The organism is Dermacoccus nishinomiyaensis, assembly GCF_900447535.1.
Classification (GTDB): Bacteria; Actinomycetota; Actinomycetes; order Actinomycetales; family Dermatophilaceae; genus Dermacoccus; species Dermacoccus nishinomiyaensis.
Map to the genome: position 1 here is coordinate 1 of NZ_UFXX01000002.1, position 25,550 is coordinate 25,550.

The 25,550-nt window shown below is 67.9% G+C and carries 30 protein-coding genes and 1 tRNA gene; 23 read left to right on the forward strand and 8 right to left on the reverse strand.

Annotated elements, in window-relative coordinates; translation table 11 throughout:
* From DYE07_RS14995 to DYE07_RS11865, 17 genes are all read left to right on the forward strand, one after another.
* On the forward strand, positions 1-277 hold a 277-nt coding region (locus tag DYE07_RS14995), incomplete at its 5' end, for a hypothetical protein (RefSeq protein ID WP_218564393.1).
* 84 nt (positions 278-361) lie between these two features.
* A complete protein-coding gene (locus tag DYE07_RS14550; RefSeq protein WP_147286935.1) occupies positions 362-718 on the forward strand; it encodes a hypothetical protein in 357 nt (118 codons plus the stop codon).
* The gene (locus DYE07_RS14555) at positions 654-1,064 is read left to right on the forward strand and encodes a hypothetical protein (protein WP_147286936.1); all 411 of its coding nucleotides are present in this window, start codon (positions 654-656) and stop codon (positions 1,062-1,064) included. Before DYE07_RS14550 ends, DYE07_RS14555 begins: the two co-directional genes overlap by 65 nt.
* Positions 1,065-1,146: 82 nt before the next feature.
* Entirely contained in the window at positions 1,147-1,629 is a 483-nt protein-coding gene (locus DYE07_RS11800) for a hypothetical protein (protein WP_115297160.1), read from the forward strand.
* Between the two features lie 155 nt (positions 1,630-1,784).
* On the forward strand, positions 1,785-2,177 hold the full coding sequence (locus DYE07_RS11805) for a transglycosylase SLT domain-containing protein (protein ID WP_177817237.1): 393 nt from the start codon (positions 1,785-1,787) through the stop codon (positions 2,175-2,177).
* A 545-nt stretch (positions 2,178-2,722) separates the two neighbouring features.
* Positions 2,723-3,202: a phage distal tail protein gene (locus DYE07_RS11810; RefSeq protein ID WP_115297162.1), complete on the forward strand. Its 480-nt coding sequence runs from the start codon at positions 2,723-2,725 to the stop codon at positions 3,200-3,202.
* Between the two features lie 15 nt (positions 3,203-3,217).
* Positions 3,218-4,144 carry a hypothetical protein gene (locus DYE07_RS11815; protein WP_147286937.1) on the forward strand — a complete coding sequence of 309 codons (927 nt, stop codon included), beginning with the start codon at positions 3,218-3,220 and terminating at the stop codon, positions 4,142-4,144.
* A gap of 48 nt (positions 4,145-4,192) precedes the next feature.
* Positions 4,193-6,697 carry a sialidase family protein gene (locus tag DYE07_RS11820; protein ID WP_115296070.1) on the forward strand — a complete coding sequence of 835 codons (2,505 nt, stop codon included), beginning with the start codon at positions 4,193-4,195 and terminating at the stop codon, positions 6,695-6,697.
* On the forward strand, positions 6,694-7,788 hold the full coding sequence (locus DYE07_RS11825; RefSeq protein ID WP_115297164.1) for a hypothetical protein: 1,095 nt from the start codon (positions 6,694-6,696) through the stop codon (positions 7,786-7,788). The genes DYE07_RS11820 and DYE07_RS11825 overlap by 4 nt, the downstream gene beginning before the upstream one ends.
* Positions 7,763-8,182, forward strand: coding sequence for a hypothetical protein (locus DYE07_RS11830; RefSeq protein ID WP_147286938.1), 420 nt, complete (start codon positions 7,763-7,765; stop codon positions 8,180-8,182). The genes DYE07_RS11825 and DYE07_RS11830 overlap by 26 nt, the downstream gene beginning before the upstream one ends.
* Positions 8,183-8,223: 41 nt before the next feature.
* On the forward strand, positions 8,224-8,940 hold the full coding sequence (locus DYE07_RS11835; protein ID WP_115297166.1) for a hypothetical protein: 717 nt from the start codon (positions 8,224-8,226) through the stop codon (positions 8,938-8,940).
* A 1,297-nt stretch (positions 8,941-10,237) separates the two neighbouring features.
* Positions 10,238-10,531 (forward strand): hypothetical protein, encoded by a 294-nt coding sequence (locus tag DYE07_RS11840; RefSeq protein WP_115296068.1) that lies wholly within the window; start codon positions 10,238-10,240, stop codon positions 10,529-10,531.
* Positions 10,532-10,599: 68 nt separating this feature from the next.
* On the forward strand, positions 10,600-11,004 hold the full coding sequence (locus tag DYE07_RS11845; protein ID WP_115296067.1) for a hypothetical protein: 405 nt from the start codon (positions 10,600-10,602) through the stop codon (positions 11,002-11,004).
* Complete coding sequence (locus DYE07_RS11850; protein ID WP_115296066.1) at positions 11,001-11,327, forward strand: hypothetical protein; 327 nt, start codon at positions 11,001-11,003, stop codon at positions 11,325-11,327. The genes DYE07_RS11845 and DYE07_RS11850 overlap by 4 nt, the downstream gene beginning before the upstream one ends.
* 67 nt (positions 11,328-11,394) lie before the next feature.
* A complete protein-coding gene (locus DYE07_RS11855; RefSeq protein WP_115296065.1) occupies positions 11,395-12,198 on the forward strand; it encodes a peptidoglycan recognition protein family protein in 804 nt (267 codons plus the stop codon).
* Complete coding sequence (locus tag DYE07_RS11860) at positions 12,198-12,842, forward strand: peptidoglycan-binding domain-containing protein (RefSeq protein WP_115296064.1); 645 nt, start codon at positions 12,198-12,200, stop codon at positions 12,840-12,842. The genes DYE07_RS11855 and DYE07_RS11860 overlap by 1 nt, the downstream gene beginning before the upstream one ends.
* Positions 12,839-13,180 carry a hypothetical protein gene (locus tag DYE07_RS11865; protein ID WP_115296063.1) on the forward strand — a complete coding sequence of 114 codons (342 nt, stop codon included), beginning with the start codon at positions 12,839-12,841 and terminating at the stop codon, positions 13,178-13,180. The genes DYE07_RS11860 and DYE07_RS11865 overlap by 4 nt, the downstream gene beginning before the upstream one ends.
* A gap of 171 nt (positions 13,181-13,351) precedes the next feature.
* Here the strand turns inward: DYE07_RS11865 and DYE07_RS11870 are convergent, their stop codons facing one another.
* From DYE07_RS11870 to DYE07_RS11880, 3 genes are all read right to left on the reverse strand, one after another.
* Positions 13,352-13,579 (reverse strand): hypothetical protein, encoded by a 228-nt coding sequence (locus DYE07_RS11870; RefSeq protein ID WP_115296062.1) that lies wholly within the window; start codon positions 13,577-13,579, stop codon positions 13,352-13,354.
* The gene (locus tag DYE07_RS11875) at positions 13,579-14,724 is read right to left on the reverse strand and encodes a tyrosine-type recombinase/integrase (protein WP_115296061.1); all 1,146 of its coding nucleotides are present in this window, start codon (positions 14,722-14,724) and stop codon (positions 13,579-13,581) included. Before DYE07_RS11875 ends, DYE07_RS11870 begins: the two co-directional genes overlap by 1 nt.
* A 254-nt stretch (positions 14,725-14,978) precedes the next feature.
* Positions 14,979-15,899 (reverse strand): MerR family transcriptional regulator, encoded by a 921-nt coding sequence (locus DYE07_RS11880; RefSeq protein WP_115297167.1) that lies wholly within the window; start codon positions 15,897-15,899, stop codon positions 14,979-14,981.
* Between the two features lie 142 nt (positions 15,900-16,041).
* On the opposite strand from DYE07_RS11880, the gene DYE07_RS11885 reads away from it, so the two are divergent.
* The 5 genes from DYE07_RS11885 to DYE07_RS11905 all read left to right on the forward strand — a co-directional run bounded on the left by DYE07_RS11885 (position 16,042) and on the right by DYE07_RS11905 (position 20,201).
* Entirely contained in the window at positions 16,042-16,695 is a 654-nt protein-coding gene (locus DYE07_RS11885; protein WP_115297168.1) for a hypothetical protein, read from the forward strand.
* Positions 16,696-16,899: 204 nt separating this feature from the next.
* The gene (locus DYE07_RS11890) at positions 16,900-17,688 is read left to right on the forward strand and encodes an amino acid ABC transporter ATP-binding protein (protein ID WP_006944163.1); all 789 of its coding nucleotides are present in this window, start codon (positions 16,900-16,902) and stop codon (positions 17,686-17,688) included.
* Between the two features lie 34 nt (positions 17,689-17,722).
* Entirely contained in the window at positions 17,723-18,544 is an 822-nt protein-coding gene (locus DYE07_RS11895) for a glutamate ABC transporter substrate-binding protein (protein ID WP_006944204.1), read from the forward strand.
* Between the two features lie 65 nt (positions 18,545-18,609).
* Complete coding sequence (locus DYE07_RS11900) at positions 18,610-19,290, forward strand: amino acid ABC transporter permease (protein WP_038568646.1); 681 nt, start codon at positions 18,610-18,612, stop codon at positions 19,288-19,290.
* Positions 19,287-20,201: an amino acid ABC transporter permease gene (locus tag DYE07_RS11905; protein ID WP_038568648.1), complete on the forward strand. Its 915-nt coding sequence runs from the start codon at positions 19,287-19,289 to the stop codon at positions 20,199-20,201. Before DYE07_RS11900 ends, DYE07_RS11905 begins: the two co-directional genes overlap by 4 nt.
* Before the next feature lie 149 nt (positions 20,202-20,350).
* Here the strand turns inward: DYE07_RS11905 and DYE07_RS11910 are convergent.
* The 5 genes from DYE07_RS11910 to DYE07_RS11930 form a co-directional block, all read right to left on the reverse strand.
* Positions 20,351-20,423, reverse strand: a tRNA-Asn gene (locus DYE07_RS11910).
* Positions 20,424-20,531: 108 nt separating this feature from the next.
* Positions 20,532-22,517 carry a DNA primase gene (gene dnaG / locus DYE07_RS11915; RefSeq protein WP_115297169.1) on the reverse strand — a complete coding sequence of 662 codons (1,986 nt, stop codon included), beginning with the start codon at positions 22,515-22,517 and terminating at the stop codon, positions 20,532-20,534.
* Between the two features lie 93 nt (positions 22,518-22,610).
* On the reverse strand, positions 22,611-23,876 hold the full coding sequence (locus DYE07_RS11920) for a deoxyguanosinetriphosphate triphosphohydrolase (RefSeq protein WP_369815077.1): 1,266 nt from the start codon (positions 23,874-23,876) through the stop codon (positions 22,611-22,613).
* Positions 23,834-24,247: a DUF3806 domain-containing protein gene (locus DYE07_RS15240; protein WP_006944331.1), complete on the reverse strand. Its 414-nt coding sequence runs from the start codon at positions 24,245-24,247 to the stop codon at positions 23,834-23,836. Before DYE07_RS15240 ends, DYE07_RS11920 begins: the two co-directional genes overlap by 43 nt.
* Positions 24,247-24,525 carry a DUF2277 domain-containing protein gene (locus DYE07_RS11930; RefSeq protein WP_040014394.1) on the reverse strand — a complete coding sequence of 93 codons (279 nt, stop codon included), beginning with the start codon at positions 24,523-24,525 and terminating at the stop codon, positions 24,247-24,249. Before DYE07_RS11930 ends, DYE07_RS15240 begins: the two co-directional genes overlap by 1 nt.
* Positions 24,526-24,605: 80 nt before the next feature.
* Here DYE07_RS11930 and DYE07_RS11935 point away from each other — a divergent pair, with 80 nt between their 5' ends.
* Positions 24,606-25,460: a sulfurtransferase gene (locus DYE07_RS11935; protein WP_006944323.1), complete on the forward strand. Its 855-nt coding sequence runs from the start codon at positions 24,606-24,608 to the stop codon at positions 25,458-25,460.
* Positions 25,461-25,550 lie beyond the last annotated feature (90 nt).

Here is a 25,550-nt window from a genome sequence, read left to right on the forward strand (position 1 = left end):
GTGGAACTGGATGCGCGATTCGCTGTGGCCCGGCATCAAGGGCGTGTGGGACAACATTTCCCTGGGTTTCGTAGTGGTCAAGGATTCCATCGTCGGAACGTGGAACAAGATCACTGGAAAGTTCACCGAGGCTTGGAATTGGGTCTCTGGCGTTTTCAAGTCCTGGTGGGCGGAATTGTCCGGATTCTTTCTTGGCCGATTGACTCGGCTAAGGGTTGGATTGTCAAGCATTGGGACGGAATCGTCTCGAAGTTTACCTCCGTCAAGGACTGGGTGATCGGTGGGTTCAAGCGGACTTGGGATACGTCAAGACCGTTCTTTCTGCTCCTCTTGGTTGGGCTCGAGATGAAATCCATCAGCGTTGGGAAACATCAAGACCAACTTTACTACGGTAAAGGACTGGGTGATTGGTGGATTCAAGCGCGCCTGGGACACGCTCAAGACCGTTCTTTCTGCTCCTCTCGGTTGGGCTCGAGATGAAATCCATCAGCGTTGGAAAAACATCAAGACCAACTTTACTACGGTAAAGGACTGGGTGTTCGGCGCTTTCAAGCGAGCTTGGGATGGACTGAAGAAGCTCATCACCTCTCCCGTCGATGGGGCCAAGACCGCCTTGAACAACATCCTCGGCAAGGACGACAACGGCGGAATCCGTGGCATGTTCAACTCTGCCGTCAAGGCTGTCGGCAAGATCTGGACAAGCTCAAGGGCATCGTGACGACGCCGATCAACGGCGTCATCGGCATCATCAACAACCCCTTCATCTCGGGATTCAAAAGCTCGGCAAGCCATTCGGGCTGCACATCGACGAGCTGTCGAAGATCGGCGGCAAGGCCGACGGTGGGCGCATCCCCGGACGTGCTGGCGGCGGCACCATCCCCGGCCCGTGGCGCGGCCCGCGTGCGGACAACGTCCTCGGCATCTCCGACAAGGGCGTGCCGACGGCGCGTGTCAACCCTGGCGAGTACATCACCAAGGTGGCTTCGACGCAGCGCATGGAGCGCAAGCACCCGGCCGCCCTCGCGTACATCAACCGTCACGGGACCGCTGCCGGGGCACGCTGACGGCGGCTTCGCGGGCATGCCGCACGCGAATACCGGTGTCGGGCACACGGCTAGGGGCCGCTACGAGTCCTATAGGCCGTCGGTGTCCATCGTCGCGCTCGGGAAATGGCTGCGCGAAAAGGGTTTCGACGTCGGTCAGCACCCTGCGTTCGGTGGCGTGGCACCGCGTCCGACGCACATGGCAACGTCGCTGCACTATGTCGGCCAGGCCTTGGACGTCAACGCCGATGGCATGGCGGGCGGCGAGGCGGCGGCTTTTGATCGTCTCGCTCCCGCGCTCATCGACGCCGGGTGGGCGACGATTTGGCGCGGGCCGGGCCACTACGACCACCTTCACGTCGACACAGGCCTTTACGGCGTGCTGAATGAAAAGCAGTACGGCCCGATTTCGAAGACGAACATGATCGTGGAAGGTCTCAAGAGCGTGGGCGGGCGCGATCATGTCGGCCGTCTTCGACCCGCTGAAGGCTGGCGCCTACAAGCTCATCGACGGCGCCGTCGGCAAGTTCGGTGGTGGCGACTTCACGAAGAAGATCCTCGGTGGCATCGCGAAGAAGGCTGTTGACGGCGCGATTGGCTGGGGGCAACGGGTAAGTCGTCGGATGCGACGCTCGAGGGCGGCGAGGGTGCTGGAACGAAGGCTGCCGCCGCGTGGCGTCCGCAGATCGAGGAGGCGCTCAGGCTCAACGGGATCACGCCGACCGAGGCGATGGTGCAGAAGTGGATCACGCAGATCGGGTGGGAGTCGTCGGGCACCCCAACGCCGTGCAGGGCAACATCGGTGACATCAACAACAAGACGGGCGACCTCGCCAAGGGGCTCGTCCAGGTCATCGGTTCCACGTTCCGCGCGTACCACGTCGACGGCACACCGAACAACGTGTTCGACCCGATCGCGAACCTCGCTGCGGGCATCAACTATGCACGGCACCGCTACGGCCCCGGCATGGGATACATCGGCCGTGGTGCAAGGCACGGCTACGCCGACGGTGGCATGGTGCGCGACGTGCCGGTCTTCGACCGTGGCGGCACGCTGGCTCCCGGCAATCAACGTCGTGCACAACAAGCTCGGGCGCCCCGAGCCGCTCGTGCGCGCCGAAGACGTCCTCGGTGATCGTCGCGGGTGACATCAACGTCAACGTCACCGGCGTGAAGTACGACTCCCGCGCCCGACATCGCCCGGGAGATCACTCACGAGCTGCGTCGTCATGACGCTGCCGGCCGCTACCGGGAGGTGTGGGCATGACGATGTTGCTCGAGGAGGAGTTCGAGCTCGACGGGTACGTCTCGGCGGCATTCACGGCTACCACCGGCGCGTGACGACGCTGGGCTCGGGTGTTGACCCGGGCTCAGTGTCGATCCGCGCGCAGGACGCCGAGATCGACGGCTGGGACGGTGTGCGCTTCGGGCGTGACGTGCTCGGTGCGCCCGAGTGGAGTTTCACGCTCGGCGTGCGCTCTGACCTCGACGTGTGGGAGGAGCTCGCGGGCCTCACTCGCGTGTGGCGTGCCCCGTCGAACCGTCGCCCTGGCGGCGTGTCGGTGTTGCGATACCGCAGGAACGGGCGCTCGTATCGCATGTACGGGCGCCCTCGAAAGCTCGACCTGAAGCCTGCCGCGCGCCAAGGACGACGGCTTCCAGCAGGTTGTCGCGACGTTCATGCTCGCCGAGCCGTCGATGTACCTCGAGACGCCCCGTCAGGGCGCGAATGTCGTCGACTTGACGTTGCTGCCGACGGACACGTCGGGAGGTCTCGTGTGGCCGGCGATCGCGCCGTTCGAGTTCCGGGCTGGCTCGTCGACGCGTCACGGCGGCACCGTCGTCGGCGGCACGGGCGATGCGCCGTTCACTGCGACGATCACCGGACCCGTCTCGGGCGCCTTGTCGCGTCCGCGCATCGCGGGTGGCGGCTGGGAGATCGCCTCGAGCGTGACGGTGCCGCCCGGCTCGACGCTCGTCATCGACACGCGCACGCAGACGATCCAGCTCGACGGCGTCAACGTGCCCGGCAGCCTCTCGCGTGCCTCACGGCTGACGGCCCGGCTGACGCCTGGCGCGCAGACTCTCACCTTCGCCGGGTCGGACCCGTCGAACACGGCACGCTGCCGGTTCGAGTGGTTCGACGCGGTGCCCCTCTGATCGAAAGGCTTGACGATGACTCTTTCCCCGGCGTGGGCGGTCGATGGTGGGCGTGTGCCCGCAAGCGTGGCCCGGATGCTCGCGTGGGCGGCGACCAACGGCTCGAACGGGGTCGTGCAAGCCACTGACCTCGCGGTGACGGCGCTGCCCGTGCCCGATGGCGCGGTGAACGTCGCGCCCGGTGGCGCGCTCATGGTCAACCGTTTCGGCGGCCGCGCGCAGGCGCAGACGTACGTCACCGCGAACGACGCGACGATTCAGGTGGCGATCCCGCCGACGTCGAGCACGGCGCGCACCGACTACCTCATCCTGCGCGTCGACGACTGGCACTTCGACTCCTCGCAGCAGCCCAGCAACCCGCTCGATGCGACGTACTGCTCGCTGCAGCGCGTGACGAGCCTGACGGGCATCGCGTACCCGTACGTGCCGCTCGCGAAGATCACGATCCCCGCGTCGACGGGCACGATCACGCCCGCGATGATCACCGACCTTCGCCAGGTCGCGAACCCTCGCACGAAGCGCGTGCTACGCCCGAACGCGCTGATCTGGACCGAGAAGGAAACCCTGTCGAATGCGACGGCGCAGGGCGAATACTGGCCGAACAAGGGCGGCACGCAGGACGTCTTCATCCCTGAGTGGGCGACGCGCGTGAAGATCCGCGCCGACTGGCTTTCGATCCTCATGCCCGCCGGTAACGTGCAGGGCCGCGTGTGGGTCAGCTTCGGTGACTGGGACGGCAAGTCGTGGGGCAAGGCGTCGCAGGACTTCGCGTTCGACAACGTCCAAGCGTCCAACCCGAGCCGACAGAACATCACCGTCGTCGACGAAATGCTCATCCCGCGAACCTACGCGGCCGCTCGGTGCATTTCCAGGCGTGGGCGAAGAAGCTCGGAAGTGTCGGCCCCGTCATCGACGGCTGGTCCGGTTTCTCGCTCGACCTGACCTTCGAGGAAGTCGCGGACTCCTCCACCACCTGACAGGAGGGTCGACATGCTTGAGCTGCAGCCGACCACGGCACGCACCCTCAGCCACACCGGCGGGTACGAGGCATTCCCCTACGCCGCGACGAATGGCGCGTCGACGCTCGCGCTGTGGCGCTCCGCGAAGGCATACGGGCACGCCGACGACCCGGCGGCGATCATCCGCGGCGCTCGCTTCGACGCGCAGTCGCAGGCGTGGTCTGACGCGGTAGCGCAGTCTGGACCGCCGCCGGGTACGGCACCTGCTGGTCTGGCGTGGGATCCGATCGGCAAGCGGTGGGTCATGCTCGGCCTGTCGGCAGCAAGCGGCCTACGCTCGAGCCTATGGACGTCACCGTCCGGCGGGTCGTGGACGCGTAAGGTCGACCTCGCCGAGCGGTGGTCGTGGTTCTTCGCCTGCGACCTCGCGATCGACGCTGACCTGTGGGTCGTCGCTGGGTACGGCGCGCTCACGGGCGGGCGCACCTGGCAGCCGATCATCACGACGACACGCGACGGCGGTGCGACATGGAGCGCGCCGACGATCCCGGCGGGCCTGCCCGACTTCGGTGAGAAGGGCTGGTCAGAGCCGCAGGTCGTGAAGCTTCCCTCGGGTCGGTGGCTCATGGCGATCCGCAACGACCTCGACTACGGCATCCATCTCGCCTCCTCCCCGGATGGTCTGTCGTGGACGTACGAGCGGCGCATCGCCTCGGACGTGTCCGGCTCGCCGGAGATCGCCGTCACGGCTGACGGTGTCATCGTCATCCTCGTGCGCCGCCGGCCCGCGAAGGTCGAATGGCATGGCGAGTGGGCGTGGCTCGTCAGCTACGACGACGGCGCTTCGTGGGCTCGCCGCGATGACTTCCCCTCCGATGGGCGCTTCATGCTGTACGGCGCGCTCGCACAGTCCCCGCAGGGGCTGACGTGCGTGTTCGCTGCCGAGGACGACGTCACGAGGCCGTGGGAGTCGTCGTCGATCCTCGTCACGACGCTCGAGCGGCGCGACAAGCGCGTCGAGCTACCCGACGCGCCCGCAGTCGTCTCACGCGTCGACGCGCAGCGCGCGAAGGAATGGCAGCCCGCCGCGTGGCGATTCTTCGCGACACGACTGCACGGCGACGGCACCGAGACGATGCTGCACCCCGACCTCCCCCTCGCCGACGTCGAACCAGAGTTCACGCTGTCAGGTACGTCGTCGCTGCGCGCGACGATCCCCGTCGAGGTCGCCAACCTCACCGACGCGGGCCTCGACGTGCTCATCGCCTGGTCAACGGTGATCTGGGTCGAACTCGACGGGCGAGCGCGCGGCGCGTGGATTCTCACCGACGTCGAGAAGGCTGGCCCCAAGCTCAGCTTGTCCGGCCTCGGCTTCGTCGGCTTCGCGAAGGGCACCCCGTACGGCGGGGAAAAGAGCTTCGTCAACACCGACGCCCTCGACGTCTTCCGCCACGTGTGGGAGCACATTCAGGCACAGCCGGGCGCGAATCTCGGGCTGACGCTCGAGTCTGACAAGTCGGGCGTGCTGCTGGGCCGTCAGAGCGTGGACCAGTTGCCCTTGTACGTGGACAACTCGCGTTTGCCTGCGCTCCCGGCAGAGGGCACGTTGTGGCGGTTTCAGCGCACGAAGACGCCCGCGAAACCGGCGGTGAAGGTGAAGCGGGTTGACCCGAAGACGAAGAAGGTCACGGTGACGACGACGCCGGCGAAACCTGCCGTGGTCGAAACCCTCTACGGCGAATCGCGGCGCACCGTGCCCAAGCCACTGCCTGCTGGGTCGGAGGTGATCGTGCGTGAGCGTAAGAACACCCAGGTCTCGTGGGTGGAGGGCCCGGAAGACGGTATCCCGGCCGACCTGTTCGACGTGGTCGGTATCGCCACGAAGCAGGCCCCGAAGGAGGACACGGAGGGCGAGCAGCTCGAGCCGTTCACCCTCGCCTGGTACGCGGACGCTGACCTCGGCGCGAAGCTCGACACGATCTGCGAGCAGGGCAACTTCGACTACGTCGAGGATCACTCGTGGGACGGTGACGCGCCCCGCCATGTGCTGCGCTTCGCCGCGCCGCTCGCCGGGCGGGTGCGTGATGACCTGCGCTTCGTCGTCGGCGAGAACATCGTCGAGGCGCCTGCGCTGACGGAGAAGGCCGAGCAGATCGCGACGGAGGTCGTCGTCCTCGGCGCCGGTGAGGGCCGCGCGATGGTGCGCGGCACCTGGAAAGCGTCGACGCCCGGCCGGCTGCGCCGCGTGAAGACGGTCACCGACAAGAGCCTGCGCACGAAGGCCGACGCTGACGCCCGCGCCGCACGTGAGGGAAAGGCCGCGACGCTCGGCGCTGACATCGCCTCCATCGTCGTACGCGATCACCCGAACGCGCCGCTCGGCTCATGGGGCTTGGGCGACACGATCACCGTCCGCGGCGACGGGCAAGGCTGGGCGGGTGACTGGACGATGCAGCTACGCATCATCAGCTACACCCTCAGCCCCGACAAGGACACAGCCACCCTCACGGTGGCTCGAGGAGAGGTGACGACATGAGCGGAGAGTTCCGTGAGCTCGCCCGGCGCCTGCGCCGCCTCGAGGAGGGCGTGAAGGCGCAGAACGTCCCGCAGCTCGCGCACTCCTCGGTCGAGGACGGCGCGATCGAACACTACGACGCCGACGGGCAACTGACGGCGATCGTCGGCAAGCAGCACGACGACACGACCGCGCCCGTCGTCGTGACCGGCCCACCCCCGCCGGCGCCGACCGGCCTCGACGTCGTCGGCGGGCAGCTGCAGGTGACGGCGACGTGGGACGGCTCGTGGGCGGACGGCGCCGTCGCACCGATGGACTTCGCGCGTGTCGAGGTGCACGTCGGCGCCTCGCAGGACTTCGAGGTCGACCCGCTGCCCATGTCGACGACACGCGTCGCGACGATCGAGTCGCCTGGTGGCGCGTCGGTGACGTGGATGGCCGAGCCGGGCGAGGTGTGGGTGACGATCGTCGCACGCTCCCTGCCGGGCAAGGTCAGTGAGCATCGCGAGCTCGTCATGGTCGAGGTGGGCGCAGCCGTCGACCCGGAAGTCTTCGAGCAGCTCAAGGTCGACCTCGCCGAATCAGCGGCGCGCGTCGATGCGCGCATGGAAGAGATCGCGACGATGCCGCTCGACGCGACTCGGATCACCGACGGCTCGATCTACGCACCGAAGCTCGACACGAACAGCCTCGGCGCGCTCGTCGCTCAGATCCTCACGCTCGACGTGTCGCACCTTGTGGCGTCGGACGCGAAGATCGGTGACGCCGTCATCGAGAAGCTGACCGCGCAGATCCTCGCCGCGCACAAGATCACCGCAGACGACATCGACGCCGGCAAGATCGCCGCGGCGCTCGCGACGATCCAGACGGTCAAGGCCGAGAATATCCAGTCGGGCTTCTTGAACGCGTCGATCGGCATTGGCACGACGGGGCGCGATCATGGCGGGCGACTGGTCGAAGTCTTACGCACGCATCGACGACAAGGGCTTCTCGACGTACACGGTCGCCGAGGACGGAACGCAGTACATGGCGACGGCGCTCGGGTCGGCGGCGACGAACTCGCTGACGATCGCGGACTCGGCGGGCGTGACGCGCGCTTCGATCAGCCCTGACGGTGACGTCGCCGCGAACTCGGTCACGGTCGCGGATGACGTGTCGATCGCGGGCGCCGACCTCATCGGCCAGCGCCTGCCATACGCGGGATCGTCGGGCGCGTCATGGCTCGACACGCTGCCGTGGGCGCTCGCGGGCATCAGCAACATGGGCAAGACCGTCGCCGGGAGGGCAGTTACCGCGCAGACGACGGAAGTCATCACGCCGCTGCATGTGGTGACCGCGACAGTGTGGCCCGGACGCACCTATCAGGTGACGATGCCATATGCCTACTACGTGACGCGCCTTCGTCGGGCGCGTCTGTTGGTCTGTGCCTCTACACGGCGGTTGGCACGCAAGCGTCGCCGTCGCCTGCGACGCCGACGACGACGTCGCCGACCGTGTACAGCGTAAGGCCCTCGACCGCGGCGGGTGGGCCTGTCAGTGACACGCTCGTGGCGACACTGACGCCGCAGATCGAGGCGGGCGGGCCTGTGCAGATGAAGATCCTCGTGGCGAGCGCCGTGAAGAACGCGACGATGACATACTCGGTTCCAACGGCGGCGGCGTGGCTGCTCACCGTGCAGGACATCGGACCGTACGTGCCCGACACGGGTTACCCGGTCGGCGGTGCGGCTGTCAGCCAGTTCGTCAGCCAGTGGAAGGCGTCGGTCAGCCGCTCCTTCGACAAGGCCGGCGCCGACTCCAATGCCGACTATCAGCAGGGCATCCTGCGCCACGGCGGCGACGCCCTCACGCACTCAGCGTTCGTGTGCAATGACCCCGCGTTCTTCGGCGAGAAGGGAAAGACGATCGCGCAAGCACTCACCGGCGCGACGGTCACCAAGGTCGAGATCGGCGTGCAATCGCTGTACTGGTCGAACGCGACAGGCGGCACCCTCACGCTCCTACCGCTGGGTGCTACGTCGATCCCGGCGACGGACACCAGCCCGGGCGACCCGAAGAAGGGCGTCGAGAAGAAGTTCACGACGCGCTCGCAGTGGCAATGGGTGACGGTGCCGACGTCGTGGATCACCCCGACGTCAACGGGCGTGCGCCTCGGCCCGACATGGTTCTACGGCGCCACGAACCAGGGCTACTTCGCGAATCACCGCCACCCGAGCGCACCCCCGCAGATTCGCATCACCTACACGCGCGCCGACAAGGGCTGAGAGGACACCACATGTCATGGACCATCACCGGCACGATCGTCGACCCGGACGGCACCCCATCCGACGGTGCGATCGTCGCGATCGTGTCGCCCACCCCGGCGCGCTCGACGAGCGGGAAGCTCATCGACAATGACCGTGTCGCGATCCCCGTCTCGGGTGGGCAGGTCGGCGACGTTGCCCTCGAGTCCGTGCCGGGCGCGACGTGGACATTCCTCCTGCCACGCAGGCAGCGCGTCGAGATCGCCGACCCTGGCGACGGATCGGTCATCGACCTCGCCGCCGACGTGTCGACGGTAAGGCCGCTCGCCCCGGACGAGGCATCCCTGCTACGCGAGGAGATTAAGCGCCTCCAAGCCGAGGGACTGCGGGGCGACCCTGGGCCTGCGAACACGCTGAGCATCGGGTCAGTAACGAGCGGGCCGACAGCTTCGGCTTCGATTCGCGGCGCCTCGCCCGACCAGATTCTTGACCTCGTGCTACCGAAAAGTGACGGCGGCGGGAGCGGCACGAGCTCTCCCGGCCCCGCGAACGTGCTCACCATCGGTAGCGTGACGTCGGGCGCTCAGGCCGCCGCGTCGATCACGGGCACATCGCCGAGCCAGGTACTCAACCTGACGCTACCCAAGGGAGACCCAGGCCCCCCCGGCAAGGACGGCGCATCACCGCCCGCGCCAGTGTTCACGGCGTCAGCGTCGACGCTCTCGGCCGGGGCTGCCGCGACTGCCGCAGTTTCGGGCACGTACCCGAATCTCGAGCTGACGTTCGGAATCCCGCGTGGTGCCGACGGTGCCGGCGGGTCGGGAACAGGGCAGACGGCGTACGAGATGCGCGGCACAGGCTCACCATACGGCGTCATCACCCCGCCCGCAGCAGGCACCTGCTACACCGACACGGCAGGCACGAACGGCGCATGGCGCTGGATCGCTACGGGCACGTCCAGCAGCTCGTGGGTAGTGGTCTACGGATGCACGGGCTGGCGACGAATCACGACCGACCAGCCCGCCGCATGGTCCTCGCTCATCGTCCTCGCCCGCTGGGAGCCTGGCATCCTGCGCCTCATCATCGACGGCCTGCTCGACGCAGGAGCCTCCCGCTGGGATGTCCCGCTCGACTACTCAACCCCATCTCAATTCTTCGTGCCGCTAAAGGGCGCGGAAGGCTGGGTGCTCCCCAATGGCCGGTTCAGAATCGACCGCACGGGGGGGAGGCACGCGGACAAGTCACCATCCCGTCCCCCAGATGGCCCACAACACTCCCCGGCACTCCCGCCTAAACCCCCAACCCAAAAGGATCCATCATGGCAACCCTCGCTCAGCACATCGCCGCACGCAACGACAACGACCTCCTCGCCCGCTTCATCGCTGCCGCCGAAGTCGCCGGTATCGACAACCCCCAGGGGTGGGCCGAGCAGCACCGTGGCGAACTCGTCGCCGCCCGGGTCGACGACGACCATACCCTCAGCGACGTGCACGCTTACGCCGTCGCGACCTACCAGCCCACCCCCCGCCCCGGCGCCAACCCGGAAGCCGTCACCGACGACCAGATCAAAGCAGTCGTCCAGAAGGTGCGCGAGGCGAGGGCCGAGGGGTGAAACGCCGCCGGCTGCACCGCTTGCGGCGCGGCTCATGGCAGCCCGCCAGGCTCACGAGCGCCGACCACATGCTCATCCTGTACGCCCTGATGATCATGCCGATCGTCAGGGCATTCGACTACAGCAGCGGAGACGACGCTTCGGCCTCGCTCACCGCAGTCGAAGGCTTCGCGCCGATGTGGGCGTGGGCGATCTTCTTCTACCTCGGCGCGCTCGTCCTCGCCTACGGCGTGCGCGCTCGCCGCCACCTCATCGTCTACCTCGGGCACAGCATCCTCGCGGTGACGTACTCGGCGCTCGCGGTCGGCATCCTCGCCGCTTCCCTGACCCGCCCCTGGCTGGACGGGGTGCGCGGCGCGTCGGTACTCATCCTGCCGACGCTCATGCACTGGCTGATCTGGTGGCGCACGGGCCCGGCGCCGATCAAGGCCGGTGAAGCCGTCACCGTCGAGAAAGTGGAGGGGCCGAGGTGAACGAGGTCGACGTCAGCCAGTCGAGCATCATGATCGCAGCGACGATCTTCGCCGGCGTCCTCGGCATCCTCTCGCGCAGCTTCTTGTCGACCTTCCGTGAATGGTCAGACGCGAAGCGACGCACCGCAATCGAACGCGACGGCGCCGACATCGCCGACCTGCGCCGCCAGGTCGCAAATCTCACGGAGCGCATCGAAGCGTCCGACGAGCGTGAGCGATCACAGCGCCACTACCTCACCGAGCACGCCAAATGGGACCGCAAGGCCTACGCGGCACTCGTCCAAGCGGGCATCGACATCGACCCGCCGCCGTCCATCTTCTGACCCCCACACCATCCACGCCCCGCGCCACCTGGCCGGGGCGTTCGCATGCCCCGCGCAAGGAGAAGCGATGTCCCTGCCCATCACGACGATCCCGTCCCCGAACTTCACGCGAGGCCGCGCCCGCAACGTGCGTGTCGTCGTCATCCACACCGTCGAAGCACCCGAGCGCGGCACGATCGCCGAGGACGTCGCGCGCAACTGGTTCGCAACCGCGGCCGCCCGCTCGAGCGCGCACTACGTCGTCGACAGCGACTCGATCGTGCGCTGCGTCGACGAAGCGAACACCGCGTGGGCAACCCCCGGCGCGAACGCCGACGGCCTCCAGATCGAACACGCCGGTTACGCCGCACAGAACCCCGGCCAGTGGGGCGACGACTACTCCCGCGCCATGCTCGAGCTGTCCGCGCGCCTGACCGCCGACCTGTGCCGCCGATACGCCATCCCCGCCGTGCACCTGACGCCCAGCCAGCTCGCTGCGGGCGCTCGCGGCATCATCGGCCACGTCGACGCGACGAACGCCTATGGCCCCCGAGGCGGGCACACCGACCCCGGCCCGTCGTTCCCGTGGGACACCTACATCGCGAAGGTGCGCGGCTACCTCGGCCAGGCCGCGGCCGTTGCCCCGAGCAACACGTTCCCGCTGCCCCCCGGCCACTGGTACGGCCCCAACGACGGCACGGTGCGCTCGCACTCCGGCGTGCGCGTCGCCGACAAGGGCGTCGTAGCGCGCATCCAGAAGGCCGTCGGCGCCAGCGCGGATGGCATCTACGGCCCAGCCACGAAGGCGAAGGTCGCCGCATGGCAGGCCGCTCACAAGCTCACGGCTGATGGCCTGGTCGGCCCCCTCACGTGGAAGGCGATGAACGTCTGATGGTCGATTCCGCATGGGCTGACTCCAAGCTCGCAGCCGCCCACCTCCTCGCTGCCGTCAACGATCTCAAGGCGCTCGGCTGCTACGCGCTCGAGTATCCGAAGGCGAACCCGTCGTTCCACATCAACGGTTCGCGACACGCCGCGACCGGCTACGGCGGTCGCGCGTGCGCGTGCGACGTCAACCGCGACCCCCGCGGTCCGAACAGCGAAGACGAGCGCGCATGGTTCGAGAAGGTCGGCCAGCACATCGCATGGGGCCACGGCCTGTCCGTGACGTGCGGCATCTATGGCTACGTCGAGAACCACTCCGGCGCGAACATGCATTTGCACATCGACGACGGCCCCTGGTCGAACGTCGGCGACAAGCGCGGCGTGTTCCGCACCCCGAAGGCAGCGCGGCCTACCCTGCCCGCATGGCCCGTGCGCGCGTTCCAGAAGGCACACGGCCTCGTCGTCGACGGCATCCCCGGCAAGCTCACCATCTCCGCGCTGCAGAAGCTCGTCGGCGCGAAGGTCGACGGCATCGCGGGCCGCGAGACGTGGAGCAAGGTGCAGGCGAAGGTCGGTGCAGTCGTTGACGGCATCCCTGGCGGCGAGACGTACTTCAAGCTCGGCGTCGCCATCGAAGGAGGCGAGCTGTGACGAGCACGGACAAGATGCCGACCACGAAGGTAGCGGCCGGCGGTGCGGTCGGTTTCATTACGGCCCTGATCATGTGGGCGATCACCGCGTCCGGCGTCAGCGTGCCCGACGCGGTGATCGCGGGTATCCCCTGGCTCGCTGGCGTCATCGCCGCGTACCTCACCCCGGACAAGCTCGTCGAGTACGGGCGAATCCTGCGCGACAGCGAGGACGAGCATGCACGCGGTGGCCGTCACGCCGACAACGGCAACGGCATCCCCGACGACGCGGGCGACCACCTGCAGGTCATCCCCCCCGACCAGACGGCGAGCGATACCAAAGCCGACGCTGCACGCTGACTCTCACTCTCACACTTCAGTCGCACTCTGGTGCAACTCTGAGTGAGAGTGAGAGCCCGACGCTGCTGGTACGCTGTAGCCCTACCGTGCAAAGTAGAGCACCCCGGCATCCGCCAGGTGCAACGAAGCGCCCCCCACCTCATCGCGAGGTGGGGGGCGCTTTTCGTGCGTCTACAGCACCCGCTCCACTCTCACGCCAGCGAGCGCCGACACCGGCACGCCATCCGCGCGCACGTACACGCGATCGCCCGAGCGCATCACCGACTCGACCACGACGACGTCACCATCCATGACGACACGGTCGCCCGCGCGCAGATCAGCCGCCGTCACGACCTCGACGTCCTGCGAGACCTCGCCCTCAGCGGGCGGCGTCGGCGTGGGGTGGGAGTCGATGTCCATCAGGGCGCGTCCTTCTTCTCGAGCTGCTTCGTCGCCTTCGTCAGCAGCTTCCCGACCTTGTCGATGCCCTTCCGGCGGATGTCCAACTCCGTCCGAATGTAATGCGCGTCGGTGACCTCCGGGTTCTCCTGCCCCAGAATGTCCGCGATGATGCGTGACGGCACGCCAGCGTCGGAGAGCATGCTGCCTGTCGTCTTGCGGCACGAGTGCACCGACACGGGCTCAGCGATCCGTGCGAGGCGCTGATGGTTCTTCCACTTCCGCGAGTCGACTCCGGTGTTGGCGGGGCCGAACACTAGGCCCGTTCGCGGGCTACCAGCCTCCACCCAGTAAGCGTGCAGGTCGGCATACAGGTCGTTCATCATCGGCACGCTGCGCACCGACCGCGCCGTCTTCGGAGTCTGCAGGATGTACTCGCCGCCGACGTACGCCTGAGCCTGACGCACGTGGATGGCGCGCGCCGCCCAGTCGACGTGCTCCCAGTCCAAGCCGAGCGCCTCGCCCTGACGCAGCCCACCGAGCAACGCCACCGACCAGCGAGCAACCTCCTTCGGTTCGCGGTTCTTGCGCAGCCATGCGAGGACGGTCGCGCATTCGGCCACGCTGAGCCGCCGAATCTCGGGCGGCCCGGTCGTCTTCGGCGGCTCAACGTTGTCGCACGGATTCCGCTCGATTTTGCCCTCCATCGTGGCGACCTTCAGGCAGCGCGACAGGATGACGTGAACCTGGCGGATCGTCGCTGTCGAGTACTCGCGCTCAGCGAGGTCCGCGTAGAAGGCGCGCACGTGCTCGGGCTTGATGTCACGAAGCCGGCGTTGCCCGAGCGCCGGGATGATGTGCTGCTCCATCTTCGAGCGGTGCGACTGCAGTGTCGTCGGCTTCACCCTGGTCGTGCAGATCTCGTCGAGCCAGTACCGGCCCCACACCGACAGCTTGGTAGCTCCGCCGGCGCCGACACCTCGTGCGACTTCGGACTTGAGCTTCTCGACCTTCTTCAGCAGCTCCTTGTGAGTTGGCGCGCTGACGGATCGGGTGCCGCCACCGTCGAGCTTCATCGTGAAGACCTCGACGCCGTTGGGCCGAGTCCAGTAGGTTCCTTCGCCGCGGCGTCTGCGTGGCCGCGTGCGGTGGTCGTCGTCCGTCATTTTCACCCCGTGCTGTTGTCTATCTGTTGTCTATCGCACGCTGTCAGACGCTAGCGTGCGCCACCGACAACCCGGCAGGGTGAGACGTATTCCGTTGCAGTGCAACGCTTTTCGAGACTCGCTTCGGCTGACCAAAGATCGTTCGAGAGGATTATGAGTCCCCTGCTCTGACCAGCTGAGCTACCGCCCCTCGCCCGCTCGTCGCGGGCCGCAAGAGAGTTTAACCCCCGTGACGTGGGGTTACCCACGTGGCGTCAGCCGACCAACTGTGCGGCGGCGTCGGAGTCGGATCGTCCGGTGCGCCCCGATTCGTCGATGAGTGCAGAAGCTGCGGCGACGACGTCCTGCGACATCGCCTCGACGCCGAGGTCGGCGCAGATGGTTTCGGTGGCGCCGCGCCCGCCGATGAGGAGGCGGTAGGAGCGCGCGAGGTCACGCAGCTCGTCGAGCGAGCGACGGAACGTCGTGTCACGCGTCGCAGCCATGACGACGAGATCGGGCTGCAGGATCGAGCACGCCTGCGCAAGATCAGCGACAGGCGTCTCCTGGCCGATGTAGCGAATACGCCACCCCGAGCGCGCGAGAAGCACCCCGAGCACGAGCAGTGGAAAGTCGTGCTGCTCCCCCGGCGGGCAGGCGAGGACGACGAGGGGCCCGTCACCATCGGCCCACATGAGGCTGTAGCTGTCGAGGCGACGGCGGATGAGTTGCGTCGCGAAGTGCTCGTGCGCGACGGACACCTCACCCCGCTCCCAACGCCCGCCCAACTGCACGAGGAACGGCATGAGGCCGTCACGCAAGGCTTCCTCGAGCCGATGCGACGACAGCAGCCGATCCAGCGCGGCACTCAGGGCGAACTCGTCGAACCGGTCGACAGCGCGGTGCATCTCGTAGACGATGGCTGCGGCATCGATACGTCGGCCGGCCGGGATCTGGGCGACGACGTTCGCGTTGACGCGGCGCGCGGCCTCCGCGATGGACACACCTTGCTCGCGTAGGCCCAGCACCGCAGAGACGCGACGGACGTCGAGTTCGCTGTAGACGCGGTAGCCGCCCGTCGTGCGCGACGGTTTGAGGATGCCGTAACGGCGCTCCCAGGCGCGAAGGGTGTGAGTCGACACCCCGACGCGTTCGGCGAGTTCGCCGATCTGCAGCCCCTCGACATGCGTTGACATACGCAGAGATTAGCGACCTTGAGAACGTTAGACAAAGGTTTGTCGACGCCTGTCACCCCGCCTTACGTTCAAAGGAACGCCGCACACAGCGAGTTCCCATTCGTCGGCGCCCGCCGCAGCTGCCGACCAGAAGGGGCCGACCATGAGCATGGCACTCGAGACCGACACATCTTTCAGTGACCTTGGCCTGAGCCTGCCCGCACTGGCCCGCCTCCGGCTGCACCAGACCTGGACGGCGCCGCTGCCTGTCAGCTCTACCCAGGCAGCTGAACTGTGGCTCGCCGACCTCGACCTGCCCGTACGCCTCTCCCGGTGGGCGCATGGCTTCCGAACGTACGACCTCGGCGCGTTCACCGCGGATGAGTTCGCCGCGCGTAAGCGTGACGTTCTCGCCGCCTGTGGCCGCACGGACGGTCGCGTCCTCATGCTCGCGCAGCCGGCCCGCGACGCCGTCGCGCCCCGTATCTACTGGGTCCTCGACGAGGACGACACCCCCGTCGCGCACATCGCCGAGATCGTCCACGACGGCGCGCGCCTCGGCATGTTCGTCACCGGCGCCGACGGCAGGCACGTCCAGGGGCGGCTCGTCATCGACGGCACCCCGACCGAGACGGTCGGGCAGCTGCGCGCCCACCTCGACGCTGACGGTGTGCGCGTCGGCCTCCAGCTCACGAGCGTCGACGGTTCCCCGGTGCTGACGATGTCGCTCACCGGTACGCTCGCGTCGGGTTCGTCGCGCGCCCTGATCCAGTCGGTGCAGCGCGCGGCAGCGTCACAACGCGTCCTCGCCGCCTGAGACACCCACAGATTCGCTTGCGACCCCGGCCACCAGGTGGAGCCGGGGTCGTGAGTCGTCAACAGCGTGAGACGAGCGCGGGTGCTGCGGGATCTGACGGGTCAGTAGATATCGACAACCTATCCACGCTCATGTGTAGCAATTAGGTCACGAATGAGCGCGGCGGCGCCGTAGCGGCCTGTGGGCGTGACTACGATCACTGCCATGACCGGAGCCACCACTGCCCCAGCGCACAGTGACATCACCGCCCAGCGAGGCGAACCCCTCGTCGTGCTCGACGGAGTGAACAAGCACTTCGGCGACCTGCACGTCCTCAAGGACATCGACCTGAGCGTCAATCGCGGTGAGGTCGTCGTCGTGCTCGGCCCCTCGGGATCCGGCAAGTCGACGCTGTGCCGCACGATCAACCGGCTCGAGACGATCGAGTCCGGAACGATCACGATCGACGGCAAGGCGCTGCCCGAGGAGGGCGCGGCGCTGGCGAAGCTGCGCGCCGACGTCGGCATGGTGTTCCAGTCGTTCAACCTGTTCGCCCACAAGACGATTCTCGACAATGTCACCCTCGGCCCCATCAAGGTCCGCAAGCAGAGCAAGGCCGACGCGGAGGCGAAGGCGATGGAGCTGCTCGAACGCGTCGGTGTCGCCCACCAGGCGAAGAAGTTCCCGGCCCAGCTCTCCGGCGGCCAGCAGCAACGCGTCGCCATCGCCCGCTCCCTCGCGATGGAACCGAAGGTGATGCTCTTCGACGAGCCGACGTCAGCGCTCGACCCCGAGATGATCAACGAGGTCCTCGACGTCATGGCGCAGCTCGCCGCCGACGGCATGACGATGATCTGCGTCACCCACGAGATGGGCTTCGCCCGCCGCGCCGCCGACCGCGTGATCTTCATGGCGGACGGCGCCATCCTCGAGCAGGCGGCCCCCGAACAGTTCTTCAGCAACCCGACGACCGATCGTGCCCGGGACTTCCTCGGCAAGATTCTCACCCACTGACGCAGGCCGTCAGCAAACCCAGGAGGAAACAGACATGAAGCGTGCCATCGCCACCGCAGGTGTCGCCGCCCTCGCCCTCGGCCTGACGGCCTGTGGCGGCAGCGACGACAAGAGCTCGTCCGGCTCGGGCGACAAGATCAAGATCGGCATCAAGTACGACCAGCCCGGCCTCGGACTCAAGGCCGGCTCGGACTACAAGGGCCTCGACGTCGACGTCGCCAAGTACGTCGCGAAGGAGATGGGCTACGGCGAGGACAAGATCGACTTCGTCGAGTCGCCCTCCAAGCAGCGTGAGAAGATGCTCGAGGCGGGCACCGTCAAGATGATCTTCGCCACGTACTCGATCACCGACAAGCGCAAGCAGCAGGTCTCCTTCGGCGGCCCCTACTTCGTCGCCGGCCAGTCGGTCCTGACGAAGGCGGACAGCGACATCAAGAGCGTCAAGGACCTCGCGGGCAAGAAGGTCTGCTCCGTCACCGGCTCGACGTCGGTCGACAACCTGAAGAAGCAGCAGCCGAACCTCGTCCCCCAGCAGTACGACAAGTACTCCGAGTGCGCGGACGCGCTCGCCTCCGGCGCCATCGACGCGATGACGACGGACAACACGATCCTCGCCGGCTACGCCAACCAGGATGCCTACAAGGGCAAGTTCAAGCTCGTCGGCGATGCCTTCACCGAGGAGAAGTACGGCGTCGGCCTCAAGAAGGGCGACAAGGACACCTGCGAGAAGGTCAACAAGGCCATCACGAAGATGGTCGACTCCGGTGAGTGGAAGAAGGCCGTCGAGTCGAACCTCGGCGCCGACTTCCGCTACGACACGAAGCTCAACCCGCCGAAGCCGGCAGCCTGCTCCTGATCCACGCGCGGTGTCGGGCGCGGCACCCGCCGCGCCCGTCACCGTCACCCATTGAAAGGCCTTGCATGTCAACGCTTTTCAGCGATTATCATCTGCTCGACGCGTTGTGGATGACGATCAAGCTGACCCTCGTGGCCGCCGTGGGCTCCCTCGTCCTCGGCACGCTCGTCGCCGTCCTGCGCATGTCGCCGGTGCCGATGCTGCGCTTCCTCGGCACGTCCTACATCAACATCTTCCGCAACACTCCTCTGACGCTCATCATCCTGTCGTGCAACCTCGTGCTGTGGGCCAAGCTCGGCGTCGAGCTCGCGGACAGCAAGAGCCCCGACTTCTTCACGACGAACAACTTCCGCCTGGCGGTGCTCGGCCTGACGGTGTACCACGCCGCCTACGTCTGCGAGGCGCTGCGTTCCGGCGTCAACACGATCCCGCTCGGGCAGGCCGAGGCCGCGCGTTCGATCGGGCTCACGTTCAGCCAGTCACTGCGTGAGGTCATCCTGCCGCAGGCGTTCCGCGGCGCGATCGTCCCCCTCGGCAACGCGCTCATCGCGCTGACGAAGAACACCACGGTCGCCGTCGTCATCGGCGTCATGGAGATGGCCGCGATGCTGGCGAAGGTGACCGAGGACGACCCGGGCCTGCTCAACCAGGCGTTCTCCGCCTCGGCCCTCGCCTTCGTGGCACTGACCCTGCCGACGGGTCTGCTCGTCGGCTACCTCGGCAAGAAACTGGCGGTGAAGCGATGAGTAGCGGAGTTCTCTTCGACGCCCCGGGCCCGAAGGCCCGCCGGCGACACGCCGTCCTGACGGTGCTCGGCGCCCTCGTCCTTCTCGGCCTGCTGTGGCTCGTCTACCGCCGTCTCGACGACAAGGGCCAGCTCACCTCGGCCATGTGGAAGCCGTTCCTCGAGGCCTCGACGTGGCAGGACTACATCCTGCCGGGCCTGCTCGGCACGTTGAAGGCCGCCGGCACCGCCATGATCGGCGCCGCCGTCTTCGGCATCGTCTTCGCGATGGCCCGCATGTCGCATGTGCGGCCCCTGCGGTGGGTCGCCGGCGTCATCGTCGAGCTGGGCCGTGCCGTGCCCGTGTTGCTCATGATGCTGTTCGTCTACGGCTGGCTCTCGACCCGCGGTGACAACGACAACAACCCGTTCATCGCGACGGTCGTCGCCCTCGTCATCTACAACGGTGCGGTCGTCGCCGAGGTCATCCGCTCCGGCGTCGACCAGCTGCCGAACGGGCAGCGTGAGGGGGGTCTGTCCGTCGGTCTGACACAGACGCAGACCCTGCGCTCGATCCTGCTGCCGCAGGCGATCACCGCGATGATGCCGACGCTCATCAGCCAGCTCGTCGTCGTGCTCAAGGACACCGCGCTGGGGTACAACGTGCTCTACGGCGAGATGCTCTACAAGGCCAAGAACGCCGCGGTCTCGTCGGCGAACATCGTGCCGATGATCTTCGTCGTGGCGCTCATCTACATCGCGCTCAACTACACGATCTCGAAGATCGCCGTCCTCGTCGAGAAGCGCCTGCAGAACCGCGGGCAGGCAGCCGGCGCGGGCGAACACGGCGACGGGCCGGGCGCGGGCGTGACCGCCGGGGTCGCCGTCACCGGCGCCCCGGGCGTCAACTTCGGCGAGCAACACACGACCTGACGTTCGCGCACACGACGCGGGGGCCTCGACCATGATCGGTCGAGGCCCCCGCGTCGTGTTGCGTCAGGACGCGCTCAGCGGCGCACGAGCCGCCACAGCATGCGAGAACCGCCCCGTATCATGGTGATACGAGGCGGTTCTCGGTGATGCTCCCCCACTTGGACTCGAACCAAGAACCCTCCGATTAACAGTCGAATGCTCTGCCAATTGAGCTATAGGGGAATGCTCGACCCAGCGGTTCAGGCTCTCACCCGAACGTTTGGCGCGCCGTAACTATAGCAAAGGTTCGACGCGCGTTCACAATCGCAGCCTTGCGCTCGCCCGGGGCACCTATCTCAGACCGGCCTCGCGCAGCGCGTTGAGCTGCGTCTGCAACTGGAACAGGCGCGCACTCGCTGCACGGGAGGCGTCTGCGTAACCCGGCGCGTTCGGGTCGAGCCGGCGAAGCTGCCCCATGGCATCGGCGATCGCCGAGCTGAGCGCGCCCTCCTGCACGTTCTGGATGAGCGCCGCGACATAACGCTCATCCGGGCGGCCCGTCGCCTCGTCGAGTTTCGTCGGCAGGTCACGGACGACGAGCTCGTTGAGCACGTCATGCAGCTGCGGGTCGGTGCCGCGCCGCACGGCCTCGTTCCACGCCCCGATCGACGCCACGGAACCCGGTCCGCCGGCCACGATCGCCGCCGCCAGGATGAGCTGGTGCGCCGGCGCGCTGAAGTCCCCCGGTACGAGCTGATCGAACACGGTGCCCTTCAACGACTCCGGGTACTGCAGCATCACCTGCAACAGCTGCCGCTCCCCCGCGATCGACGGATCACGCGGGTTCGGCTTCGGGATGCTCGGACGCTGCGGCTCAGCGGCGTCCGACACGCTCTGGCCCTCGCGCTGCCCACCGCCGGGGCCCGACGATGGCTGCTGAGAACCCTGCCGCGATGCGGCCGGCGACTCCTCCCGCCGCGGCGGGCGTCGCTCGCTCAGCTTGCCGCGCGGCGCGGTGCGCACGGCTGCGCTGAGCTGCTCGATCTCGACTCCGATCCACCCGGCGACCGTGCGCACGTACTCGGGCCGCAGCGTCTGGTCACGGATGCCGGCGATGATGGGGGCCACCGCGCGCATGGCGGCGACGCGCCCCTCCGCGTGGTCGAGGTCGAACCCCGCGATCGTCGTGCGCACGGCGAACTCGAACATCGGCACCGCGTCTTCGATGAGACCGCGCACCGCCTCATCGCCCTGGCGCAGGCGCAGGTCGCACGGGTCCATCCCGTCCTTCGCGACGGCGACGAACGACTGGCTCGCCCAGCGCTGATCCTCGTCGAACGCCTTCATCGCCGCCTTCTGGCCGGCGGCGTCACCGTCGAACGTGAAGATGACGCGCGCGGGGGTGCCCCCGGCCTCGTCACGCATGATGCGACGCAACGACTTGATGTGATCCACGCCGAACGCCGTGCCACACGTCGCGACGGCATTGTCGACGCCCGCGAGGTGCGCGGCCATGACGTCGGTGTAGCCCTCGACGACGACAGCGCGTCGCTCGCGCGCGATCGTCTTCTTCGCGAGGTCCAACCCGTACAGGACGTGGGTCTTCTTGTAGACCGGCGTCTCGCTCGTGTTGAGGTACTTCGCCTCGATGCGGTCGTCTTCGAAGATGCGGCGCGCGCCGAAGCCGACGGTGTCGCCCGTGATGTCGCGGATCGGCCAGACGACGCGGCCACGGAACCGGTCGTAGAGGCCCCGCGACGACTGACCGACGAGCCCGGCAGTCGTCATCTCCTCGGGGCTGAAACCCTTGGCGCGCAGGTGCGCCGTCAGCGCGTCGCCGGTGCGTGGCGCGAAGCCGACGCCGAAGTGCTGCGCGGCCTTGCCGTCGAAACCCTTGGCGCGCAGGAAATCCCGCCCGGCGCGGGCAGACGGGTCGCGAAGCAGCGCCTCGGTGTAGAACTCCTCCGCCACGCGGTGCGCCTCGACGAGCCGCATGCGCCGCCCCGGCGGCTCACGGTCGGGCCGCTCGCCCTCCTCGTAACGCAGCACCATCCCGGCCTTCGCGGCGAGGCGCTCGACGGACTCGGTGAACGACAGGTGCTCGGTCTCCATGACGAACGAGATGACGTCGCCCGACTGACCGCACCCGAAACAGTGATAGACACCGACGGCGGGACGCACGGTGAAGCTCGGCGTCTTCTCGTCGTGGAACGGACACAACCCCTTGAGCGAACCGGCGCCCGCGCGCCGCAGCGTCACGTGCTCGGAGACGACGTCCTCGATGTTGACGCGATCCTTCACGGCAGCGATGTCCTCTGCCTTGATCAGCCCCGCCACGTCACTCCTTCCCACCTCACGCGATGCCCGGCCACGGCCGGCTCGGCACGCACCGTCAGTGTAGGCGCGGCCACCGACAACCCCATCCGATCGTCACGACGGGGCGTGCGCCGCCTCCGCGAGCGCTCGCCCGTCCGTCAACGACGCGACCTGGTCGATGACGACGCGGAGCACGCCGGCATCGTCGGCCGCGGCGCGCGCGTCGTCGAGAAAAGGTACGTCCATGCGCTCGGGATCAGCGACGAGACGGGCGACGAGTGACTCGACGACCTCGCGCTGCACCCGGTGCTGCGCCTCGCGTGCCTGCGTGAACATGACGAAGTGCGCCGACATTCCCTTGAGGACCGCGACCTGTGCACGCACGTCGTCGGGCACGACGAGCACAGCGTCGTACCGCGCGAGCGGCTGGTGGCCGTACGCGGCGCGCGTGGCGTCCTCGGGTGCCGCTGCGAAACGGCCGATGAGCTTGCTCGTCATGTCCTTCAACGCCGCCAGATCGCGGCGCGAACCGACGAACGATGCCGGCAGGTCGTCGTGCAGCAGGGCGTCGAAGGCCTCCGCGAGCGCGTCATCACTCAGATCGGGCGCGTACCGGGCGCGCGCCGCGGCGATGACGCCGGCACGCTCAGCCGGCGAGCGCAACGCCCGCAACTCCAGCGCACCGGCCGCGACGGCGTCCTCGATGTCATGGACGCTGTAGGCGACGTCGTCGGCCCAGTCCATGACCTGCGCCTCGAGGCACGTGCGTGCCGGCGCCTCGGTGCGCACGAACGCGAAGACGTCCGCGTCGTCTTCGTAGACACCGAACTTCGTGGTGCCCGCCGGGCCCTCGCCACGGCGCCACGGGTACTTCGTCGCCGCATCCAGCGTCGCGCGCGTGAGATTGAGCCCGACGGAGCGCCCTCCCGAGGTGTGCCGCTTCGCCTCGAGGCGCGTCAGCAGCCGGAAGGTCTGCGCGTTGCCCTCGAACCCGCCGATGTCGGCCGCGAGCGCGTCGAGCACGCTCTCGCCGAAGTGCCCGAACGGCGGGTGGCCGATGTCGTGCGCGAGACATGCGGCGTCGACGACGTCCGAGTTGCAACCGAGCGCGTCCGCGAGTTCGCGCCCGATCTGCGCGACCTCGAGCGAGTGCGTCAACCGGTTGCGCACGAAGTCGTCCGTCCCGGCCTGCCACACCTGCGTCTTCGTCGACAGCCTCCGCAGCGAGGCGCTGTGCACGATGCGCGCTCGATCGCGCGCGAAGTCGTCACGATCACTGCGCTTGCGGGTGCGATCCTCCGCGACGAAGCGCTCCCGATCGCGCGCCGCGTACGTGCTCAGCGAAGCACCTCGAGCTGCGTGCGTAGGTCGCGTGCCCAGTCGGCGAGCCAGTCGCGCTGCATCTCGTTCCAGGCATCGGCGACGAAGTCGCTCGGGAACATGATGCTCGACTCGTCCGGCAGCGACAGCCCGATGTCGCGGCCCTCGGCGTCCGTGATGACCCGCCACTCGAGCACCGTCTCCAGGGTCAACCACTGCCCCAGCGCGAAGCCGATCATCGCGACGAACGGCGTCGGATCCTCGCGCTCGGTCTCGTCCTGCGCGATGACCCGGTCGACGTAACTCTCGTACGCCGCGTCGATCGTCGCGACGTCGGTGACGTCTATGTTCCAGCGCGCCGCGTCATCGAGCCAGCCGTCGAGAACGGTCTGCTCGGCCTCGCCGACGGGTTCGACGATGATGTCGGCCATCAGCTCGCCACCGCCGCGTAGCGCTGCGCCGCGCGGGCGCGCGCCTTGCTCGCCTCGACCTCGCGGTCCTTGGGCGGCGCGCTCGTCACGAGAGAGTCGATCAGCTCGCGCGAGGCCTGCGCGATGACGTCGACGGCGCGCTCGTAGGCGGCTTCGTTGGCGCTCGACGGCTTGGCCGAGCCGCCGATCTTGCGCACGTACTGCAGGGCTGCGGCACGCACCTCCTCGTCAGTCGCGGGGGGCGCGAAGTTGTTGAGCGGGCGGATGTTGCGGCACATGCCTAAAGCGTGCCACACGACGCCGACAACAGCCGTCGCATCGGGCGCCACGCCGGGCCCCGGCTCGCTACGCTGACAGCATGACGCACCTGCCGCACCCGCTCGTGTCAGCTCACCGACTCGCCGCACGCCTAGAAGCCGGCGAACGCTTCCACCTGCTCGACGTGCGGTGGGCGCTCGGGCAGCCCTCGATGCACGAGGCGTACCTGCACGCACACCTGCCCGGCGCCTGCTGGGTTGAGTTCGAGGACGCCCTCAGCGACGCGGTCAGCGACGACGGCGCGGGCGGGCGTCATCCGATGCCGTCGCTCGATCGGTTCCAGGACGCGATGCGCGCCGCCGGCGTCCGCAACGATGTGCCCGTCGTTGTCTACGACGCCGCGAACGGCCTCGCCGCGGCCCGCTGCTGGTGGTTGCTGCGCTATTTCGGCAAGCTCGACGTGCAGGTGCTCGACGGCGGTCTCGCCGCGTGGAAGCAGGCCGGCGGGGCGCTCGAGGGGGGCGATCCGACGCCAACGCAACGCGGTGACTTCATCGCGACGCCCCGCCACCTCACTCTCGTCGATGCCGACGGCGCGGAGGAGCTCGCCGCGCGTCACCTGCTCGTCGACGCCCGCCCCGCCGACCGCTTCGCCGGCCAGAACGAGACGATCGACCCGGTCGCCGGGCACATCCCCGGCGCCGTCAACATCCCGGCGCTGAGCAACATCGGCGCCGACGGCTGCTTTCTCACGAGCGACGACCTCGCCACGCGCTTCACCGCGCGTGGCATCCCACGTCATGAACGCGTCGGGGTCTACTGCGGCTCCGGCGTGCAGGCCGCGCATCTCGCGCTCGCGCTCGAGGTGAGCGGCGTGTTCGACGACCCGGCGGTCTACATCGGGTCGTGGTCGGACTGGATCAGCGACCCCGAACGACCCGTCGAACGCGACTGAACCGAGCCGTCGCGCCCCTCGGCGATCTCGCACCCTTCGCTGCCCCACCCGTGACAGACGCGAACGGCCGGCCCCCGCTCGTGCAGGGGC

Coding starts and splice junctions, on each gene's coding strand:
- DYE07_RS15240 (WP_006944331.1), bottom strand. CDS start 24,247: ATGGCCGACATCATCGTCGAACCCGTCGGCGAGGCCGAGCAGACCGTT.
- DYE07_RS11845 (WP_115296067.1), top strand. CDS start 10,600: ATGCTCATCCTGTACGCCCTGATGATCATGCCGATCGTCAGGGCATTC.
- DYE07_RS11860 (WP_115296064.1), top strand. CDS start 12,198: ATGGTCGATTCCGCATGGGCTGACTCCAAGCTCGCAGCCGCCCACCTC.
- DYE07_RS11880 (WP_115297167.1), bottom strand. CDS start 15,899: ATGTCAACGCATGTCGAGGGGCTGCAGATCGGCGAACTCGCCGAACGC.
- DYE07_RS11900 (WP_038568646.1), top strand. CDS start 18,610: ATGTCAACGCTTTTCAGCGATTATCATCTGCTCGACGCGTTGTGGATG.
- DYE07_RS11840 (WP_115296068.1), top strand. CDS start 10,238: ATGGCAACCCTCGCTCAGCACATCGCCGCACGCAACGACAACGACCTC.
- DYE07_RS11870 (WP_115296062.1), bottom strand. CDS start 13,579: ATGGACATCGACTCCCACCCCACGCCGACGCCGCCCGCTGAGGGCGAG.
- DYE07_RS11930 (WP_040014394.1), bottom strand. CDS start 24,525: ATGTGCCGCAACATCCGCCCGCTCAACAACTTCGCGCCCCCCGCGACT.
- DYE07_RS11825 (WP_115297164.1), top strand. CDS start 6,694: ATGAGCGGAGAGTTCCGTGAGCTCGCCCGGCGCCTGCGCCGCCTCGAG.
- DYE07_RS11890 (WP_006944163.1), top strand. CDS start 16,900: ATGACCGGAGCCACCACTGCCCCAGCGCACAGTGACATCACCGCCCAG.
- DYE07_RS11820 (WP_115296070.1), top strand. CDS start 4,193: ATGCTTGAGCTGCAGCCGACCACGGCACGCACCCTCAGCCACACCGGC.
- DYE07_RS11855 (WP_115296065.1), top strand. CDS start 11,395: ATGTCCCTGCCCATCACGACGATCCCGTCCCCGAACTTCACGCGAGGC.
- DYE07_RS11810 (WP_115297162.1), top strand. CDS start 2,723: ATGCTCGCCGAGCCGTCGATGTACCTCGAGACGCCCCGTCAGGGCGCG.
- DYE07_RS11875 (WP_115296061.1), bottom strand. CDS start 14,724: ATGACGGACGACGACCACCGCACGCGGCCACGCAGACGCCGCGGCGAA.
- DYE07_RS11905 (WP_038568648.1), top strand. CDS start 19,287: ATGAGTAGCGGAGTTCTCTTCGACGCCCCGGGCCCGAAGGCCCGCCGG.
- DYE07_RS11815 (WP_147286937.1), top strand. CDS start 3,218: ATGACTCTTTCCCCGGCGTGGGCGGTCGATGGTGGGCGTGTGCCCGCA.
- DYE07_RS11935 (WP_006944323.1), top strand. CDS start 24,606: ATGACGCACCTGCCGCACCCGCTCGTGTCAGCTCACCGACTCGCCGCA.
- DYE07_RS11895 (WP_006944204.1), top strand. CDS start 17,723: ATGAAGCGTGCCATCGCCACCGCAGGTGTCGCCGCCCTCGCCCTCGGC.
- DYE07_RS11885 (WP_115297168.1), top strand. CDS start 16,042: ATGAGCATGGCACTCGAGACCGACACATCTTTCAGTGACCTTGGCCTG.